The 20,745-nt window shown below is 69.5% G+C and carries 11 protein-coding genes and 1 pseudogene; 4 read left to right on the top strand and 8 right to left on the bottom strand.

Going from position 1 to position 20,745, the window contains the following annotated elements; genetic code table 11:
- Window positions 1–232: 232 nt before the first annotated feature.
- The 3 genes from HCA58_RS08675 to HCA58_RS08665 are packed head-to-tail and all read left to right on the top strand — an operon-like array spanning window position 233 to window position 2,687.
- On the top strand, window positions 233–577 hold the full coding sequence (locus tag HCA58_RS08675) for a 3-hydroxyacyl-CoA dehydrogenase family protein (RefSeq protein WP_169597261.1): 345 nt from the start codon (window positions 233–235) through the stop codon (window positions 575–577).
- Window positions 574–1,926, top strand: coding sequence for a crotonyl-CoA carboxylase/reductase (gene ccrA / locus HCA58_RS08670; protein WP_169597260.1), 1,353 nt, complete (start codon window positions 574–576; stop codon window positions 1,924–1,926). Before HCA58_RS08675 ends, ccrA begins: the two co-directional genes overlap by 4 nt.
- Window positions 1,923–2,687, top strand: coding sequence for an alpha/beta fold hydrolase (locus HCA58_RS08665; RefSeq protein WP_169597259.1), 765 nt, complete (start codon window positions 1,923–1,925; stop codon window positions 2,685–2,687). The genes ccrA and HCA58_RS08665 overlap by 4 nt, the downstream gene beginning before the upstream one ends.
- Window positions 2,688–2,745: 58 nt before the next feature.
- Here the strand turns inward: HCA58_RS08665 and HCA58_RS08660 are convergent, their stop codons facing one another.
- The gene (locus HCA58_RS08660; RefSeq protein ID WP_169597258.1) at window positions 2,746–3,480 is read right to left on the bottom strand and encodes a helix-turn-helix domain-containing protein; all 735 of its coding nucleotides are present in this window, start codon (window positions 3,478–3,480) and stop codon (window positions 2,746–2,748) included.
- 222 nt (window positions 3,481–3,702) lie between these two features.
- On the opposite strand from HCA58_RS08660, the gene HCA58_RS08655 reads away from it, so the two are divergent.
- A complete protein-coding gene (locus HCA58_RS08655; protein ID WP_169597257.1) occupies window positions 3,703–4,374 on the top strand; it encodes a DUF4097 family beta strand repeat-containing protein in 672 nt (223 codons plus the stop codon).
- Between the two features lie 179 nt (window positions 4,375–4,553).
- Here HCA58_RS08655 and HCA58_RS08650 read toward each other — a convergent pair.
- The 7 genes and pseudogenes from HCA58_RS08650 to HCA58_RS08620 form a co-directional block, all read right to left on the bottom strand.
- Window positions 4,554–5,717 (bottom strand): annotated as a pseudogene (locus HCA58_RS08650) (acetylornithine transaminase); the annotation flags it as partial.
- Window positions 5,717–6,469, bottom strand: a complete 753-nt coding sequence (locus HCA58_RS08645; protein WP_169597255.1) for an alpha/beta fold hydrolase — start codon at window positions 6,467–6,469, stop codon at window positions 5,717–5,719. The pseudogene HCA58_RS08650 and the gene HCA58_RS08645, both read right to left, overlap by 1 nt.
- A gap of 154 nt (window positions 6,470–6,623) precedes the next feature.
- On the bottom strand, window positions 6,624–7,961 hold the full coding sequence (locus tag HCA58_RS08640; protein WP_169597254.1) for a SidA/IucD/PvdA family monooxygenase: 1,338 nt from the start codon (window positions 7,959–7,961) through the stop codon (window positions 6,624–6,626).
- Between the two features lie 165 nt (window positions 7,962–8,126).
- A complete protein-coding gene (locus tag HCA58_RS08635) occupies window positions 8,127–8,711 on the bottom strand; it encodes a DUF1579 family protein (protein WP_169597253.1) in 585 nt (194 codons plus the stop codon).
- 78 nt (window positions 8,712–8,789) lie between these two features.
- On the bottom strand, window positions 8,790–12,038 hold the full coding sequence (locus tag HCA58_RS08630) for an AMP-binding protein (protein WP_346775920.1): 3,249 nt from the start codon (window positions 12,036–12,038) through the stop codon (window positions 8,790–8,792).
- 184 nt (window positions 12,039–12,222) lie between these two features.
- Window positions 12,223–15,345, bottom strand: a complete 3,123-nt coding sequence (locus HCA58_RS08625) for a type I polyketide synthase (protein ID WP_169597251.1) — start codon at window positions 15,343–15,345, stop codon at window positions 12,223–12,225.
- 1 nt (window position 15,346) lies between these two features.
- Window positions 15,347–20,745: type I polyketide synthase (locus tag HCA58_RS08620; protein WP_169597250.1), on the bottom strand; the 5,399-nt coding region annotated here is incomplete at its 5' end.

Here is a 20,745-nt window from a genome sequence, read left to right as displayed (position 1 = left end):
TGTCCACCGGCGCCGCTACCCCCGGCCACGGCGCTTCGTCCAATCAGGACTGTCCGTTCAATCGATTGCGCCGGCAGCAGAGGACGCGGACCTACCGACCTCGCCCGTCCTGATCGCTTGATTGCGGCAGCGAACCTGAATGGAAGCCGTAAACCCTTAGGAGCCCCGAATTCTCCGCCAGGCGGTAAAAAGGGGTGCCACCGGCATCAGACCCGCACTTAGCGTAGCGGTCATGCAGGATCAAACGGCGACAGCTCTCGTGGTGCGGTATCTCAATAGCGTGGCCGATCCACACGGTGCCGGTCAGGTGACCCGCGACGACGTCGACACCGCGATGCGTCTCGGGGGCGGCCTGCCGCAGGGTCCACTCGCCGGTCTCGACGAACTCGGCATCGACGTCGCTCTCGCCTTCCTCGGCGAACCCTGTCTCGTTCCCCCGCCGGCGCTGACCGCACATGTCACCGCCGGTCGGCTCGGGCGCGAGACCGACTGCGGTCTTCTCAGCGGACTTCACCGGGAGCAGGTATCCCCGACAGTGGCGACCGGCACCGCCGCCGCGGCGAGAGACGCCCGATGAACAGCCACTTCGCCGAAGACGTCGTCGCCGCCCCGAACGCCGCCGCGGTCACCGCGCTGCCGGTGCCGGAGTACCACCGGGCTGCCGTACTGCTCGAAGAGGACCAGCACATGTTCGACGACGTCCCGATCGCCGATCGTGAGCCGACCAAGGCACTGCACCTGCGAGACGTACCGACCCCGCAGCCAGGGCCGGGTGAGGCGCTCATCGCGGTGATGGCCAGTGCGGTCAACTACAACACCGTGTGGAGTTCGCTGTTCGCACCGGTGCCCACCTTCACCTTTCTGCGCCGCTACGCCCGCACCGGGGATCTCGCCGCCCGGCACGCCCAGCCGTACCACGTCATCGGCTCCGACCTCGCGGGAATCGTTCTGCGCACCGGGTCGGGTGTGCAACGTTGGCGCCCGGGCGACCGGGTGGTCGCGCACTGTCTGTCGGTACAGCTGCAGCATCCGGACGGCCACGACGACAGCATGCTGGATCCCGAGCAGCGCATCTGGGGATACGAGACGAACTTCGGCGGGCTCGCGGACCTGGCGTTGGTGAAAGCGAACCAGCTCATGCCGAAGGCGGCCCACCTGACCTGGGAAGAGGCCGCATCGCCCGGTCTGGTCAACTCGACGGTCTACCGGCAGTTGGTGTCGCCACACGGTGCCGGTATGCGCCTTGGTGACAACGTGCTGATCTGGGGCGCGGCGGGCGGGCTCGGCTCGTTCGCCGTGCAGTACGCCCTCTGCGGGGGTGCCACTCCGATCTGCGTGGTCTCCAGCGCCGAGAAGGCCGAGGTGTGCCGGCGCATGGGCGCGGAGGCGGTGATCGACCGGCAGGCCGAGGACTACCGGTTCTGGCGCGACGAGACCACCCAGGATCCGCGCGAGTGGCGCCGGTTCGGCCAGCGCATCCGGGAACTCACCGCCGGGGAGGACGCCGACATCGTGTTCGAACATCCCGGGCGCGACACGTTCGGCGCGTCCGTCTACGTGGCCCGGCGTGGCGGCACGATCGTGACCTGCGCCTCGACGAGTGGCTACGAGCACCAGTTCGACAACCGTCACCTGTGGATGAACCTGAAGCGGATCGTCGGGACCCACTTCGCCAACTACCGTGAGGCGTGGCAGGCCAACCGTCTCATCGTGCGGGGCCGCGTCCACCCGACACTGTCCGTCACCTACCCGCTCGACGAGGTCGGCCGGGCGGTCGACGACCTGCACCGTAACCGACACCAGGGCAAGGTTGGCGTGCTCTGCCTGGCTTCCGCCGAGGGAGGTGGGGTCGAGGACCCTGAGCTGAGGGAGCGGCATCTGACGGCGATCAACCGGTTCCGGTCACCGGCAGGATGCTCAGCATGAACGGTCCCGACACGCGTTGGTTGAGGCGATACCACCGTAGGGCGCGAACCGAGGTCACGCTCGTCTGCCTACCGCACGCGGGCGGCTCGGCCAGCTTCTTCTACCCGTTCTCGGCGGCGCTGTCCGACTCGGTCGACGTGGTTGCCGTGCAGTACCCGGGCCGCCAGGACCGCCACGACGAGCCGCAGGTGGGCAGCGTCGCCGCACTCGCCGCGGCGGTTGCCGAACAGGTGGCCGCCCTCGGCCGGCGACCGGTCGCGCTGTTCGGGCACAGCATGGGCGCGCTCGTGGGCTACGAGACCACTCTGCTTCTGGAACAGGCGGGCCACCCACCGACGCACCTGTTCGCCTCCGGCCGGCGGGCTCCGTCGACGAGCCGGGCGGAAACCGTCCATCAGCTCAGCGACGACCGGCTGGTCGCTCACGTCCAGCAGCTCGACGGCGACGCCAACATCGCCGAGGCGCTGAACGATCCCGACGTACGCACCATGGCACTGCCCGCGCTGCGCACCGACTACCGTGCCGTGGAGACCTATCCGGTCACGACGGGTCCACCGGTGCGCTGCCCGATCACCGTGCTCACCGGCCGCGACGACCCGGTGGTCAGCGCCGCCGAAGCGGCCGCGTGGATGGGCCACACTCTCGGCCACTTCGAGTGCCTGATCTTTCCCGGCCGCCACTTCTTCGTGGCCACCCATCGGGAAAGTGTCGTCACCGAGGTCGAACGCCGGCTCGTGGCGGTGCCGAGCACACCCGGCTGACGCCGCGGGGGCCGCTGGCGACGAGCCGCCTGATCCGGGTTGGTGGGGGCCGCGATGCTCAACAGTCGTGGTCCCGGTTGGCCTCGATCCTGGTGTGCAGGATCTCACGGGCCTGACTCGCCGCCCGGGCGATGTTCTCGGAGACGAAGTCGACGAAGCGGGCGATGTTCTCCAGGCGGGTGGCGGCCGGTGTGCCGCGGCCCAGCACTTCCACACCCTGCCGGGCGATCTCGCCGAGATGGGCGGTGGCCCGGGCGCTCGCCATCACCGACTCGTACAGCACGTCGTCGTCTACGACGTAGCGTTCACGACGGCGTTCGTCGCGTTCTCGACGTACCAGGCCCTGACTCTCCAGAAAGGCTACCGCTTTGGAGACCGACGCCGGACTGACCCGCAGGCGCCCGACCAGCTCGGAGGCGCTCAGGCTGCCGGTGTCGGTCGTGTAGAGGCAGGCCAGTGTCCGGGCCGTCATCCTCGGCAGGCCCGACTGCATGAAGACCGCGGCGAAGGTCTCCTCGTACTCCTGCACGGCCGCGAAGTCACGACCGTGCGGCTGCGGCGGTGTGTCGGCACGTCCGGGTGTGGCGCTCCGGCGGCGCCGGATCCGGCGCTCGGTGGCGTGGTGAGCGAGGTCGGCGCGGTAGGCGGTGGGGCCGCCGTTGCGCATGACCTCACGCGTGATCGTCGAGGTGGGACGATCGAGGCGCCGGGCGATCGCTGCGTAGGCCAGGCCGTCGGCCAGCCCGAGGGCGATCTGCTGACGCTCGGGCTGGGTGAGCCGGCCTCCTGGCATGGCGGCTTCCTCCAATGGTCGGTGGTGCGCCCCAGCATAGCGTTCACCCACACTCCATTGCAACGAATGCGAATCGCGCGTTGCGTTGAATCTCTCGCCATTGCAATGAAAAACCAGCATTGAGCTGGACAAACGCGGACTCGATGCAACATCGTCGTTGCTGGATCAATGAAGGCAACGTAGTGTTTCCTACACAGGAAACAGCAGACAAGAGGAGTCAAGATGCAGAAGTTCGACACCCCCACCGCGATCTCGGCCGTACTCGACATTCCCGCGGGACGTATCCAGCTCATCGCGGCCGACCGCACCGACACGACCGTCGAGATCCTGCCCACCGACGGCGCCAAGTCCCGGGACGTGACGGCGGCCGAGCGCATCAAGGTCACCTACGACGCCGGTGTCCTGCGCGTGCAGGCGGCCGAGCCGGCGAGGCGGTTCCTCGGCTCGTCCGGCTCCGTCGAGGTAACCGTGCAACTGCCCGCCGGCTCACGGGTCGAGGCGGAGGCCGCGAGCGTCGAGTTCCGGGGCGTCGGACGCCTCGGAGACGTCACCTTCGACGGCGCGGACGGCGCGGTCAAGCTCGACGAGACCGCTCAGGCCCGCCTGACCCTGCAGTCGGGGGACATCACCGTCGGACGCCTGAACGGCCCCGCACAGATCAGCACCCAGCGAGGCAACCTGACCATCACCGAGGCCGTCGCCGGCGCCGTCACCCTCCGCACCGAGCAGGGCGACATCACGATCGGCGCCACCCGCGACGCCTCAGCCACCCTCGACGCCGGCACCACGTACGGCCGCGTGCGCAACGAACTGAGGAACACCGACGGTGCGGGCGCCGGACTGGCCATCAAGGCGACCACCGCCCACGGTGACATCGTCGCCCGCAGCCTCTGACAGCGCCACCACTGTCCACTTCCCCCGCCCGGCGGCGTACCCCGACACCACGGTCCGGGGGTACGCCGCCACCGGCGCCTCCAAACGTCGATCGAGGCCCATTTTGCTGCTCAGGCTGCTCCGGGCACCAGCAGGCGGGCCGCTGCTCGCGGCCCCGGGTCGGCCACCAGCGCCCGGGCGAAGGCACCGACGAAGGCGTCGGCCTGCTCCTCGGTGAGCACCAGGGGTGGTGCGAGCCGGATCACGGCGGGCTGTACCGCGTCGACCAGGAACCCGGCCGCCCGCAGCCAGTCGGTCACCGGCACGGCGACCGGTTCGGTGAAGGCGATGCCGAGCAGCAGCCCCGCACCGCGTACTTCGTCGAGAAGCGGATGCGCAACCGCCTCGATGCCGGTACGCAGTCGGTCACCGATCCGCTTGACGTGGTCGAGCAGACCCGTCCCGGCAATGGTGCGGACAACAGCCAACCCGGCCGCGCAGCTGAGCGGGCTGCCACCGACCGTCGTTCCATGGGCACCGGTGGCCAGCAGGTCCGCCGCCGCCCCGAACGCCAGGCAGGCTCCGAGCGGCAAACCGCCGCCGAGCCCCTGGGCAAGGGTCACGAAGTCCGGCGCGATGCCTTCGCTCTGATGGTGGAACCAGTGACCGGTGCGCCCCAGGGCCGTCTGCGCCTCGTCGAGCACCAGCAACGCCCCGGCCGCCGTGCAGATCGTCCGGGCCGCCGCGAGGTATCCGGGCGGCGGCACCACCACACCGTTCTCCCCCTGGATCGCCTCCAGGATGACCATCGCCGTGGCGTCGCTGACAGCGGTGCGCAAGGCCTGCACATCACCGAACGGGACCTGGGTGACCGTGTCCGGCAGCGTCCGGAACGGGTGCGTCGATCCTGGCTGACCGGTGAACGCCAACGTCCCCATCGTCCGGCCGTGGAAGGCCCCGGTCGTCGCGACGACCTGGGACCGCCCGGTGAGTCGAGAGACCTGGAACGCCGTCTCGTTCGCCTCGGCGCCCGAATCGGTGAACACCACCCGCCCCGGCCCGGTCAAGGCCAGCAGTAGTTCGCCGAGCAGAACGGTCGACTCGGCCACGTCCCGGCTGGAGACCTGACCGAGCGTCGCGGCCTGGGTGGACACCGCGTTCACGACGGCGGGATGGGCATGCCCCAGCACGTTCGCCAAGCCGCCACCCACCAGGTCGAGGTACGACCGCCCGGTGTCGTCGACGACCGTCGCGCCGGCGCCCCTGACCAGTGCAAGTCCGGGCGTGCCGTAACTGCTGCCCGTCGTACGCGACCAGCGTTCGGTGAGTGCTCTACGACCACAGTCGTCATCGCGAACCGCCATCACGGCCTCCCCGCGCCCCGAACCCGCGCCAGGTCAGCCAACAGCCCGGCCTCCTCGTCCCGAAGGTAGAAATGCCCACCGGGAAACACCCGGAGCCGGAAGGGACCGCGGGTGACGTCCGCCCACCCGCGCATCTGGTCCGGGCTGATCGCGGTGTCCTGCGCACCCAGGTAACCGAACACCGGGCAGTCGAGCAGCGGCCGCCGCCCGCCACGGTAGTTGTTGACCAGTTCGAGGTCCGCACGGATGGCCGGCAGCGCGAACTCGCGTAGTTCAAGGTCGGCGAAGACCTCGGCACGACTCGCGTCATGGCGGACGACCTCCGCGATGATCTCGTCGTCGCTGCCGGTTATCGGTGGCTGGTCCGCCAGCGCCGTAGGCGCAAGCCGGGCGGACACGCACAGCGCGGCCGGCGGACGCCCTCGTCGGTGCAGGCGCACCGCCACCTCGTGCGCCACCGACGCCCCCATACTGTGCCCGAACAGCACCACCCGGTGGCCGACCAAGGCGTCGAGCACGTCGGCCACGTCGTCCGCCAGCGCCTCGATGCTCGGCGGGAACGGCTCATCGAGCCGGTCCTCCCGTCCCGGATACCGGATTCCCAGCACACCGACGTCCGCCGGCAGGCTCGCCGGCCACGTGCGGTATGCGCTCGCCCAGCCACCCGCGTGGGGAAAACAGACCAGCTTCGTCGTGCACTTTCCGTCATCGTGGAAGCGGCGTATCCACCGCTGCCCGGTCAGCGTCCTCATCGAACATCTCCCTCCGTACCGCAGCGGCCGTCGGCAACGATCAGGGCGGCTCTCCCGAGTCGCGTCGAACCGCGCGGAGACCACGCGGCGATCCGGCGCGGACGGCGAAGAATCCGCAGGACCGGGCGCGCCCCGTCACCGTTCGGACACCGCGCTAGCGCAGGCCGGCGGCCCCGGCGTACAGCGACCGCTGGTAGTCACCTCCGGCACCTCGGGCGACGATCGAGTCGACGATCTCACCGCTTCGTACGGCGATGTTGGACAGCAACGATGAGCTGAGGCCGTGGGTGTGCTCCGTGCCGCCCTGGAGGTAGATGCCGCACGGCACATCCGGCGTGGTGACGACGCGGTAGTCGCGTTCCATCCGAAGCCGGCCGGCTTCGTCACGCAGACAGTGCTCGTCGAGATCACGGAGCAGTTCCGTCGGCTCCATGGAGTCGTAACCGGTCGCGCAGACCAGGGCATCCACGTCGATCTCAGCCTGCTCGCCGCCCGGACCCCCCTGAAGATGGACACGGGTCTCGGCGCCGGCACGTTTCACCCCGTCGACCCTCGTCAGGTTGAGGAAACGGAGCCGATCGGTGCCGCGTACCTCGTCGTCGTACGCCCTCCGGTAGAGATCCCGGATGACCTCGTCGTCGACGACCGCGTAGTTGGTGTTGCGGTGATACCGCCAGAACGCCTCACGCGTCTGTTCGGAGCCGAAATAGTAGTGGTCGACAGCCCTCGGGTCGAAGATCTGGTTGGCGAACGGGGTGGCGTCGGCGATGGAGTAGCCGTAGGACGGGATGATCGCGCAGACCTCGGCCTGCGGGAGTTCGTCGTACAGGAATCTGGTGATCTCGGCAGCGCTCTGGCCGGCCCCGACCACCGCCACCCGACGCAGCTCACGCGGATCCATGCCGCGGAACTTCTGAAGGAACTCCGAACTGTGCCAGACCCGCTCGTCGCTGACGACCCCATCGAGCATCTTCGGCACCAGGCCAGTCGAGATCACCACGTTTCGGGCCTCGACCCTCCGGCAACCCTGACCCGTGACATCCGCGACGGCCAGTTGCAGCCGGTCCGACGCCGCCCCGGTGGAGGCCAGACGGAGCGAGGTCACGGCGGAGCCGTAGGAGACGCGTGCGGCCACCCGTGCCTGCGCCCATTCGAGATACTGGTGGAACTCCCGACGGGTCGGAAAGAAGTCCTGGTTGTTGACGAACTGCGGTAGCCGCCCCACCGCGTGCAGGAAGGAGATGAAGCTGAAGCTCGACGTCGGGTTACGGAAGGTCACCAGGTCCTTGAGAAAGGAGATCTGCATCGTCGCCGAGGGCAGCAACATGTCGCGGTGCCAACCGAAACGCGGCTGACGCTCGAAGAAGTGATTGCTCAGCGCACGTTCCGGTTCGTCGAACGCGCGCTCCTCCAATGCGATGGAAAGCGACAGGTTGGACGGTCCGAACCCGATGCCGACCACGTCGTAGATCTCATGTTCCCGATTCGTCATGGATACTCTCCCGCTGGCATGGCCGCACGACGCGCTGTTCGTGTCTCGGCTGGCGATAGTGGCTCTGCGGGATCCCCGGCGAGCGACCGCCCGCCGGGGATCCCCGGTGTCAGTGAGCGAAGTTCGGTACCTGACAGGAACTGACGAGCAGCGACGACACGTTCGTCACCTGACGCAGGACGACTCGGACACCACGCTGGCTCCACCCGCCGCGGCGCCCAGGCTCACCGCCGCCTGCACGGTGAAGGCGTTCCTGGCGGTCTTGGTGATCGTGGTGGTCAACGGAAGCGAGGTACCGTCCGGCTGGATCAGGACACCGGTCGAGGTCAGCACGTTGCCGACCCAACCAGGGGTCGTCTGCGCGCCGCGCTGTCCGGAGTTGTCGAAGCGGTCCGCCGTGAACTGGCCCTGCTGGGCGTCCCAACCCCAGATGTACTCCGCCGAGGCGATCGGCGTACCGTCGATGCTGTTCGTTTCCTGCCAGCGCATGAAGTTGCCGTCAAGGATGAACCTGGCGGTCGAGGAGGTGTCGAACGTCAGCTGGCTGCCGTCCGGAAGAGTAGTCGTCCCGGTGCAGGTCCAATTTCCGGTCAGCTTCCGCAACGGCTGGAGCGCGGAGGTGGGTGCCACTCGCTGAGCCGACAGACCGGACGATACCGTCGCCTGGGCGACGGCCGGGCTCAGCACCGCCGCGGTGAGGAGCGCCAGGGCTGTGACGGTAGCTGTGGTAGGAGAAATCTTCATTCGCATCACGTACTCCTATGTTGTAGCGCCATCGTGATGTCGATGTCGCTGGGATGTGATCCGAATGAGCGGACAAATACCCGCTCAGACGATTGCTCCGCCTTTCGTCCGCCGGCGCAGTGCGGGCCTGCTCGACTTGTTGAGGTTCTCCCAACGCTGCGACAGGCCGGCGACGGTGCGGGCGGCGAACAATGTGCGGATGGAAACTTCCAGGTGCAGCTCCGCGCGGATCAACCCGACGAGTCTGATCGCCCGCAGGGAGTTGCCCCCGAGGTCGAAGAAGTCATCGTCGATTCCGACCCGGTGGAGATCGAGCACGTCGGCGAAGAGCTTCGCCAGGACCTGCTCGGTATGGTTACGCGGTGCCCGGTAGGACCCGTCGCGGAAATCGGGCTCCGGTAGCCGGGTCCGGTCCACCCGCCCACCGGCGGTGACCGGCAGTCGGTCGAGCAGCACGAAGGCCGAGGGCACCAGGGACTCTGGTACCCGCCCGGCGACGAACCGGCTCAGTTCCTCATGGAAGCTGTCGGTGCGACAGCCGTCGGATCCGGCACACGTCGCATCGCGTTCAGCCAGCGGGACCACGTACGCCACCAGGCGCTGCCGACCGGTGGGATCCACACCGACGGCCACGCACGACCGGGCGAGTCGCGGATGCTCGGCGAGCACCTCCTCGAGGTGGCTAACGTCGACCTCGACACCGCCGACACGTGCCGGGCCACCGGCCAAGCCGACGTACTCCAGCCGGCCGTCGGCGCCCCACCGCACCCGGTCCCCGGTGCGGTACATCAGCCCGCCCGCCGGACCGAGCGGACAGGCCACGAACCGCTGCGCGGTGTGCCCGGGCCGCCTGTGGTATCCCCGGCCGACCGCCGACCCGGCCACGTACAGCTCGCCGACCACACCAGCCGGGACCGGTGCCAGCCCGGGACCCAGCACATGGCAGACGGCACCGTCGGTCAGTCCGGCGACGGCGGCCGGGGGCCGCTGCTCCGTCGCCCCGCCGCGGGCACGGAGCAGCGTGGTGGTGCCGACCGGACCATGCCCGTTGACGATGGACAGTCCGGGGCAGGCCGCTCGTACCCGCTGTACAGCGGTCACGGTCACCTGGTCCGCCGGGGTCCACACCTCACGCACGCCGGCCAGGACATCGGGACGCCCGGCGGAGACAGCGCAGAACAACTCCGCGCTCAGCCACAGCACGGAGATCCGGTGGGCTCCCCGCATCTCGGCGAGCGCGTCGCCGTCCTGCCCGGCCACGACGACCCGGCCACCACGGAGCAGCGGCATCCACAGTTCGAGCGCGAGCGCGTCGGTGGCCGGGGAGGTGTGCCACAGGACGGTGTCGTCACTGTCGCGCCGCCAGTGCCGGTCCAACGCGAACCGCGCCAGGTTCCGATGGGTGACCACGACTGCTGTGCCCGGGTCGGCCGACGCGTGGCCGTACGTCACGGCGACCGCGTTGTCGGGATGAGCCGGAACCGCCTCGCCGCCACCGGGAACGCAGGTCGACCCGCCCCCACCGGCGGCTTCCGCCTCGAGATCGTGGCATGTCCGCACCGACGTGCGCAGTTCGCTCCGGAGTCGTTCGGCCGATGCGACATCGACGATCAGCATGCCGGCTTCGGTGTTGTCGAGCTGGGAGCTGAGCTGCTCAGCCGGTAGGCCCGGCTCGGTGGGCAGGTAGGCAGCACCGGACCTGACCACCCCCAGCAGCGCCACGGCCAGGTCCACCGACGGGGGCATCGCCACCGCCACGACAGTCTCAGGCCCGACACCACAGCCTCTCAGCGCCGCGGCCACCCGAGCTGATCGCTCATCCAGGGCCCGGTAGGAGATTTCCGACTCGCCGGCCACCAGGGCGACGGCGTCAGGTTTCCGGGCGACCCGCTCGGCGAACAGGTCCGCGATCGTCGGATCCGACGTCCTCGTGGAATCCGACGTCGTCGCCAGCCCGACCCACTCGGTGTCGCCGGTCACGGCCAGCGCACCGACCGGCTGCCCACCGGCGGCGGCCACCGCCCGGATGAACCCGATGAGGTCCTCGCCGATCAGGCGCAGTTCCGCCCGCGTGTACAGGCTCTCGGCCGCGTCCAACCGGATGAAGAGATCGCTGTCGGGAGTCCCGTCGCGGTAGACGCCTATCGAGAGTTCGGTGAAGCTTCCGGTCGTCGCTCCGGAGTAGCGCGCCGGGTGGTCGGCGAAGTGAATCTGGTCGACGAAGTCGATGACGTTCATGACGACACCGAAATTGCCGCGTTCACTGGGCGCCGCCGCGATTACGCGTTGAATGTCCGAATAGTGGCGGCGGGTGTGCCCGGAGATCTCGCAGATGTTCTCGACGATCGCGTCGGCCAACTCGACGACTGTCGCGCTCATCGGTACGCGGATCCGCACCGGCACCACGTTGACGGCCAGCCCGGGGGTCGTTCCCGCCGATCCGCTCCGGTTGCCGGTGGCCACGCTGAGCAGGAACTCCGGAAGGTCGCAGCGGTGCCGCAGGAGTGCCGCCGCCGCAGTGGTCAGCATCGAAGACGTCCACACGCCCATCGACTCGGCGGCGGCGGCCCATGCGTCGGCCTCGGCACGCGGGACGGTGAGCGTACGACTGGCCATGCCGATCGCGCCGGCCACCTCGGCCCACCTGTCCGCGCTGCTCACCGGGGCGTCGAGGGCGGGCCGGAGGGCGTCGGGGACGACGATCCGGGGAACCTGTGCCGGTGGAGGCGTCTCCTTCAGATAGTCGCGCCAGAACTCCGCGTCCGCCGCGGACTGCTCCGAGGCGAGGTAGTCGGTGGACATCGCCGCGAACGACTCGGCGTCCCAGCGGTGCGGATTCGGCGGGATGCCGTGCCCCCGTACCAGCGCCGTGTACACCTCGGCCAGACGCCGGGACAACAGGCCGCCGGCGCCGTAACCGTCGGCGACGAGGTGATGGTAGGCGATCACCAGGAGTGAACGATTCGTGGCGAGCCTGACCACTCCCAGCCGGAACAACAGATCCCGCGTCACGTCGAACGGCTGACTGATCATCTCGGCCAAGGCGTCCCGGGCGGCCTGCTCGGGATCGTCGCTGGTCGAGAAATCCAGAAAGAACGGCTGCCAGTCGCCCAGTTCCCGGGGCACCAACCGTAGCCCGTCGCCATTGTCGACGAAATTCACTCGCAGGATCTCTGCCTCGTCGAGAACGTGCCGGAAGGCAGACGTGATGGCTGTCTCGTCCAGCGCACCGGCCACGTCCCACATGGTCAGCGCATGGTTCAGCGTGGCAGAGGACATTCCGTCCGCCAACCACAGTCCCTTATGTGCGGGCGTCGCATCGAACGAGCGCACACGAATCACCCCTCAGCAATGCTCGGGAAGCAAAAATGCCGTCGACCACCCCCACATTCCGTCAGGTGATCCAGCTTTGCAAGACCTCCGGAGGCAGCGGCGGCAAGGGCCGCACCATCGTTCCCGTCGCGTCCCGCCGGCGGGACAATCGTCGACCCCGAAAGTCAGCAGGTACCGCAGAAGCTTACTTCGGATCACCGTTCGTAATCGTGGAGACGATGTGCCCGGCGACCATTCGTGGCGACGGGTGACGCAGCACCAGGTTCGCCCGGAGTTTAATACCGGTCGAGGTGGTGAGGCGCTTACTCAACTCCATGGAAAGCAGCGAATCGAACCCGATCTCCTTGAACTGCTGATCCGGATCGATGGTCGTAGCGCAGCTGCGGCCCAACACGACGGCCACCTTGTCGAGAACGTGTGCGAGTACGAGAGCCGTCGCGTCCTTCGCGGGCAGGGCGGAGATCAGGTCGGACAGCGGCGCCTGGCGGTCGTCGGCCGTCGCCGGCACACTCAACGGCCGCTCCGGCACGGCCTCGTGGCGTACGGAGTTCACCCAGTACCGTTGCCGCTGGAAGGCGTAGGTCGGCAGGTCCACCCGACGCCTCGGCTCGACCAGGGCGGTCCAGTCCACCGGCCCACCCCGGACGTGTAGGTGGGCCAGCGAGCCGAGCAGCGCAGCCACCTCTCCGCGATCACGGCGGGTCGACGACAGGACCAATGCGTCATCGAGATCCTCGACGATCTCCTGCACCGGAACGGTGAGCACCGGATGTGGGCTCATCTCGACGAAGAGGCGGAAACCGTCCTCGGTCGCACGTCGAACGGCGGAGTCGAAGAGCACCCTTTCACGCAGGTTCTCGTACCAGTAACTTCCGTCGAGCTCGGCGGTGTCCAGAAGCGTGCCGTGCAGTGTCGAATAGAGGGGCACCGGGGCGGTCACCGGCGCCACGCCGTCCAGGGCCGCGAGCACCTTCTCGCGGACCCCGGTCACCTGGTGGGAATGCGACGCGTAATCTACGGAGATCCTCCGCGCCTGGATGTCGTCGGCCTTCATCGCGTCGATGAATTCGTCGAGCGCGTCCGGCTCGCCGGACACCACCACCGAGCGGGGGCCGTTGACGACAGCGATACCGATCCGCCCCTGCCACGGAGTCAGGCGCTGCGCCACGACATCGGCGCCGGCCACGACCGAGCCCATGCCGCCGTGGCCGACAAGGTCCACCAGAGCCTGGCTGCGCAGCGCCACGATCCTGGTGGAGTCACGCAGGGACAGGGCGCCACAGACATGAGCCGCAGCGATCTCGCCCTGGCTGTGTCCAATCACCGCAGCCGGTTCGACCCCGCATGATCGCCACAGTGCGGCCATGGACACCATCACGGAGAAGAGCACCGGTTGCACCACGTCGACCCGTTGCAGGGTCGGCGCACCGGCAACACCACGCATGACATCCAGCAGCGACCAGTCGACCCACTCGGCCATCGCCGCCGCGCACTCGTCGAACGCCGCGGCGAACGGCGGGAACGAGTCATACAGCTCCCGACCCATGCCGACCCACTGGGAACCCTGCCCCGGGAACAGGAACACGGCCCCGCCGAGTTTGCCGGCGACACCCTGCACCACGGCTGGAGAGTCCGCGCCGTCCCGTACCGCCGCCAAACCCTCACGCAGTTCGTCCCGGTCCCGGCCCACCACGACCGCCCGGTGCGAGAACTGTGTGCGGTGCGAGAGCAGGGACCAGGCGATGTCGGCGACGTCCACGGCGGTTTCGCCGCCGACGAAGTCCCTGAGCCTGTCCGCCTGCTGCGCGACGGCGGCGGCGTTGCGGCCCGACACCAGCCACGGCACCAGCCGGGCGGACACGACGGCACCCGGCCGGCGGACGGGCGCCAGCGCCGCCGGTACCGGCGTCTCCTCCAGGATGACGTGCGCGTTGGTGCCGCTTACTCCGAACGACGACACCGCGGCCCGTCGCGGCCCGACCGCCCGCTCCCAGTCACGCCCCTCGACGAGTAGCCGGACCGCACCGGAGGACCAGTCGACGTGCGATGACGGTGCGCCGACGTGCAACGTCTTGGGCAGGTACCGGTTGCGCACGGCCAGCACAGCCTTCATGACACCGGCGACGCCGGCCGCGGCCTGGGCGTGTCCGATGTTGGACTTCAGGGAACCCAGCCAGAGCGGACGGTCCGTTGCCCGGTCCCGGCCGTAGGTCGCGAGCAGCGCCCCGGCCTCGATCGGGTCACCCAGCACCGTCCCCGTTCCGTGTGCTTCGACGAGGTCCACCTCGGCGGCGGACACTCCGGCGTTGGTCAGTGCCCGGCGGATGACCTCCTCCTGAGCCCGGCCGTTGGGCGCGGTCAACCCGTTGCTGGCGCCGTCCTGGTTGACTGCGGAGCCGCGGAGTACGGCGAGCACCGGGTGACCGTTGCGGTGCGCGTCCGACAGTCGCTCCAGGAGCAGCACACCCACTCCTTCGGCCCAGCCGGTCCCGTCGGCGCCGTCGGCGAAAGACTTGCACCGGCCGTCGGGTGCCAGCCCGCGTTGTCGGGAGAACTCCACGAAAATGGCCGGCGTCGACATCACCAACGCCCCGCCGGCCAGCGCGAGCGAGCACTCGCCCGCGCGCAGCGACTGCGCCGCCAGGTGCAGGGCCACCAGCGACGAGGAGCAGGCGGTGTCGATCGACACGGCCGGTCCGGTCAGCCCCAGCTCGTACGCCACCCGCCCGGACGCGACACTCAGGGTGCTGCCCTGCAACAGGTAGCCCTCCAGTTCGCTGGGCCCGTCCAGCAGTCGTGACCCGTACTCCGACGAGCTGATCCCGGTGAAGACGCCGACCTCGGTCCCGCGTACCTGCGCGGGCACGATGCCCGCCCGCTCGAACACCTCCCACGACGTCTCCAGCAGCAGGCGTTGCTGCGGATCGACGGCGAGCGCCTCACGCGGAGAAACGCCGAAGAAGTCGGCGTCGAATCCGGCCATGTCGGTGAGGAACCCGCCCTGCCGCACGTACGAGCTGCCGGCGGTGTCCGGATCGGGGTGGTAGATGTCGCGCCATCCGCGGTCGGTAGGGAAGTCCGCCACCACGTCCCGGCCGGTACGGATCACCTCCCACAGTTCTTCCGGTGAGGACACACCGCCCGGATAGCGGCAGGCCATCGACACCACCGCGATCGGCTCACCACGGCCGGCTCTCAGCGCCTCGTTCTCCTGGCGGAGCCGGTCGCGTTCGGCCAGCAGGGTACGAAGCGCCTGTTGGATCCGGTCCCCGCCGACCACGGCCGAACCGTCAGAGGTGTCACTCATGTCAGTTGTTCCTCCCGTCGAGAGCCAGGTCCAGCAGCGCCTCCAGGGCCAGGCCCGCCAGTTCGTCCGGTTCGGCACCGGCCGCCGGGACCTCACCATCCGGTTGGTCCGGTCGGGCGCAGGCCAGGATCTGTTCGAGGATGCCCAGGTCACGGAGCCGGGCGATGGGTACCGTGCGCAGTACCTCGCGGACCGCCTCGTCGTCGTTCCCAGCCTCGTGCGGGTCGGGCGGTGACACCGGGCGCAGCAGGTCGTGCAGGTGCCGACCCAGTTCGTCCGGGGTGGGATAGCTGAACACGAGGGTGGAAGGCAGCCGTAGCCCGGTTGCGGACGCGAGGCGGTTGCACAGTTCCACCGAGGTCAGCGAGTCGAAACCGAGCACGGTGAACGGTTGGTCCGCATCGATGACCGCATCGGCCGGATGACCGAGCACGACGGCGACCTGCTGACAGAGCCACTCCCGTACCGCCGCCTGCGCCCCGTCGGCGTCAAGTGTCGCCAACCGGTCGAGCAGTCCACGAGGTCCGCTGTCGGGAGCACGGCGGGAGCCGGAGCGGACCGGTCGGCCACCGCCGGCGAGTTCCCGCAGTACCGGCGGCGTTTCGTCGAGGGGCCGACCGCGCAGCGCGGTCACCTCCAGTCGCGCCGGGATGAGCACCGGCGTGTCGAGCGCGGACGCAGCGTCGAAGAGGGCAAGAGCCTGCGCCGTCGGCAGCGGACCGACACTGATCCGCCGCAACCGGGACAGATCGGCCTGGTCCAGGTTCTCGGTCATGCCGCTGCGCTGCTCCCACCACCCCCAGCACAGCGAGGTCGCGACGAGGCCACGGGTCCGACGCCACGACGCCAACCCGTCCAGGAAGGCGTTCGCCGCCGCGTAGTTTGCCTGCCCTGCGGTACCCAGCGTGCCAGCGAGAGCGGAGAACTGGATGAACGCCGACAACGGGCGCCCCTCGGTCAGCTCGTGCAGGTGCATCGCACCACCGACCTTGGCCCGGAGCGCCCGGTCGAGGCTGCTCCGGTCCATTGACTCGACGGTGCCGTCCGCCAGTTCTCCGGCCGCGTGCACGACCGCCGTCAGCGGGTACCGGCCCGGCACGGTGGACAGCAGATCCGCCACGGCCCGCCGGTCGGCGACATCACACGCAACGACCCGGACCGACGCCCCGGCGTCTTCCAGGTCCGCGACCAGTTGCCCGACGCCGTCGGCCGCCGCGCCGCGGCGACTCGCCAGCAGCAGGCTGCGTACCCCGTGCTCGGCGACGAGATGCCGCGCCAGCAATGCGCCCACTCCCCCGGTGCCGCCGGTGACCAGCACGGTGCCGCCGCCCATCGCGCCGCCCACCTCAAGGACCAGCTTGCCGACGTGGCGACCCTGGCTCATCTCGCGGAACGCTCGTCGTGCGGCCCGGACGTTGCGCACGGACACCGGGTTCAGCCGTACCCGCCCGTCGGCGAACAACTGCATGACCTTCCCGAACATGTCCCTGATCGCGTCCGGGCCCGCCTCGTAGAGGTCGAAGGCCGTGTAGTCGACGCCTGGGTGCCCGGCAGCCACGCGGTCGGCGTCCCGAATGTCCGTCTTACCCATCTCGATGAAGGTTCCGCCGCGGGACAGCAGCCGCAGTGAGGCGTCCACGAAGTCGTGCGCGAGAGAGTTGAGGACGACGTCCAGCCCACCGCCGCCGGTGGCGTCCATGAAGGTCGTCGCGAACTCCAGATCGCGGGACGACGCCAGGTGCTCGTCGTCGATTCCGAGCGCCCGCAGCGCGGGCCACTTGCCGGGGCTCGCGGTGGCGTAGACCTCGGCACCAACGTGCCGGGCCAACTGCACGGCGGCCATGCCCACGCCACCGGCGCCGGCGTGGACCAGGATGCGCTGTCCAGCGCAGAGCCCGGTCACGTGGAAAAGCGCGTAGTAGGCCGTCAGGAAGGCGCTCGGCACCGACGCCGCCTCGGCGAAACTCCACCCGTCGGGGATGGCGGTGAGCAGGCGGTGGTCCGCCACGGCCACCGGCGCGAAGGCGCCAGGGAAGATGCCCAGCACCCGGTCACCCGGCGCGAGGCCGCTCACGTCGTCCGCCACGTCGAGTACGACGCCGGCACCCTCACTACCGAGCCCGGCGTCGAAGGCGGTTCGTTCCACCAACCCCAGCGCCAGGGTGACGTCCCGGAAGTTGAGGCCGGCGGCCTGCACCGCGACCCGTACCTGCCCACTGGTCAGGGGTGCCACCGCCGCCGGGCCCGGGATCCAGGTCAGGTTCTCGAGCGTTCCGGCGCTGGACATACCCAGCCGGTGTGCCCGGTCCGGTGGCGGTTCGAGCTGTTGGTCCGCCGGCGTGACCGCAGCCACCCGGGGGACGAGACACACGCCGTCGCGTACCGCCAGCTGGTCGTCAGCCACGGCGAGCACGACCGGAAGGCAGATCCGCGAGGCCGGTTCGTCGTCGACGTCCACGATCCGGAACCGGCCGGGGTGCTCCGTCTGGGCGGACCGGACTAGGCCCCACACCGATGCGCCGGGCAGGCTCTCGACCCCCTCGCCGGTGTCCACCGCCGACCGGGTGAGCACCACGAGCGTCGTGGCGGCCAACCGCTCCTCGGCCACGAATCGCTTGATCAGCGCGAGTACGCCGTTGGTCGTGGCGCTGACCTGCGCCACCCGGTCGACACCGGCGACCAGGTCGTCCACTGCGCACACGAGGTGTCGCGGGGCACCGGCCTCGATCGCCGCGTCGATCGACTCGTGCCGGCTGACCCCTTCCTCGACGTCCTCCAGGCGAGCGGCCAGGCCATCCGCTGCCCCCAGCAGTGCCCACCGCCCTCGCTGAGGTGTCACGCCGGACAGTTCCACCGGACGCCACCTGAGTTCGAACAGTGACGGCTGGGCAGTTCCCGCCGCCGAGCGCACCTGCTCCGCGCTGACTCGGCGGAACGTCAACGCGTCGACGTGGGCGACCTCGCGGCCTCGATCGTCGACGACCGTGACCGAGAAGACGCCCTCGCCGACCGGGGACAGCCGGACCCGGACCGCTGGTCCGCAATCACCGCGGAGCCGGACGCCGGACCAGGCGAACGGCATCCAGCCCTGCTCGCCCCGCACCTCGATGGCGCCGCCGGCCACCAGAGCGTGCAGCACGGTGTCCAACAGCGCCGGGTGCAACGCGAACCCGGCACCGGAGGAAGCCGTCGCGGCCTCGGGAAGTGTGGCGGCAGCGACCAGGTCGGCACCGTCCTGCCACACCTCGTCCAGACCCCGAAACGCCGGACCGTAGTCGAATCCCGCGTCGGCGAGGGAGTCGTACAGGTCGTGTAGCTCCAGCCGGCGAGCGCCAGCCGGGGGCCACGACAGGCTGCGGCGAGCTGACGGCGACGCGGTGGCCGGAACCAGTCGACCGAAGGCGTGGCGGGTCCACGCCGCTGCCGGCTGATCGTCGTCGGGACACGAGTGGACGGTCACCGTACGGCCTCCGGCCTCGTCGGGTGCGCCGGCCACCAGCCGCACCCGTACGTCGGCGGCGTCCGGAAGTACCAACGGAACTTCCAGCGAAAGTTCCTCGACCACGGCGCAGCCGAGCTGGTCGCCGACCCACAACGCCAGGTCCAGGTACGCCGTCGCCGGCACGACGACCTGGCCGTACACCGTGTGATCGGCAAGCCACTCGTGGGTACGCGCCGACCACCGGTCGCTGAACATGACCTCACCGGTGTCGGGATGGTCGACCACCGCGCCGAGCAGCGGATGATCTGGTGCCGCCAGGCCGGCGGTGGTCACGTCGGCGCGTGTTCCGGCCTGGAAGTCCAGCCAGTAGCGCCGACGCTGGAAGGCGTACGTGGGCAGCTCGACCCACCGACGCGTACCGACCAGTGGGGTCCAGTCCACGGCGGCGCCCCGGACGTGCAACTGCGCCAACGCGTCGGCCAGCCCCTCCGCCACTCCGCGACCACGCCGCGTCGACGACACCACGAGCGCGTCGGCGACGGCCTCGGCGGCGAAGGCCTCCCTGGTCATGCTGGCCAACGTCGAGCCCGGTCCCACCTCGAAGAAGACGTCGGTGCCGGTGGCGCGGGCCCGTTGGACCGCGGCGTGGAAACGGACCGGTTCGCGTACGTGCTGCACCCAGTGCTCGACGGAGGTCAGGTCGGCCAGGGTGGCTTCCCGGCCGAGCCGGGTCGACAGGACCGGTGTCGTCATCGTGCCCGGCGACAGCTCGTGGACCGTTTCGGCGAACTCGTCCAGGACCGGATCCATCAGCGGGGAGTGAAACGCGTGGTCGACATCGAGCAGCTTTGCCGACAGGCCACGGGCGACGAGCCGGTCGCGCAGGTCGTGCACGTCGGCACGGGTACCGGAGGCCACCACCGAGTCCGGGCCGTTGATCGCGGCGATGGCCACGCGGTCGTAGCGGTCGAGCAGCTCGCTGACGGTGTCCTGGTCAGCGCGTACGGCCAGCATGGCGCCCCGCTCGCGGACCTTCTGCATGATCAGCCCCCGGGCGGCCACGAGTCGGGTGGCGTCGTCGAGGTTGAGCGCCCCGCTCACGTGTGCCGCGGCGATCTCGCCGACGGAGTGACCGATCAGGTGTCTCGGTCGTGGACCGTGCCGGGTGACCAGCCGGTACAGGCTGACCTGGAGGGCGAACAGGGCCGGTTGGGCGATGTCCGTCCGGTGGTGATCCGCGGGTTCCGTCGCGAGGAGAACGGGTTTGAGAGCGAAAGGCAGGTGCGCGTCGAAGTGTGCGCAGACGTCGTCGAGGCTCTGCGCGAAGTCGGGGTAGGTTTCGTACCACTGCCGCGCCACCCCGGACCAAGGCGCGCCCTGGCCGGGGAACATGAAGGTGACGTCGGCGGATTCCGTGGCAACGCCGCGTACGACTGCTGTGGTCTCCGCTCCGTCCGCGAGCGAGTCCAGCCCGGCGAGGAGTTCGGTGCGGTCCCGGCCCAGAACCACCGCCCGATGCTCGAACAACGACCGCGTCGACAACAACGAAAAACCAACATCAGCAACATCCACATCCGGCAAACCCACCACAAAATCCCGCAACCGCCCCGCCTGCGCCCGCAACGCCAACTCCGAACGCCCCGACACCACCCACGGCACCACACCACCAACCACCGGCACCGGACCCACACCCACCACCCCCGACGCCGGCGCCTCCTCCACAATCACATGCGCATTCGTCCCACTGGCGCCGAACGCCGACACACCCGCACGCCGAACCCGCCCCCCACCACCAACCCACGACCGCGCCTCAGTCAACAACTCCACCCCACCAACTGACCAATCCACATGCGACGACGGCCGATCAACATGCAACGTCCGCGGCAACACCCCACGCCGCAACGCCATCACCATCTTGATCACACCAGCCACACCCGCCGCCGCCTGCGTATGACCAA

Origin of the sequence: Micromonospora sp. HNM0581 (genome assembly GCF_012726175.1) — a bacterium.
GTDB lineage: Bacteria > Actinomycetota > Actinomycetes > Mycobacteriales > Micromonosporaceae > Micromonospora.
This window is presented reverse-complemented; position numbering and strand designations above follow the sequence as displayed.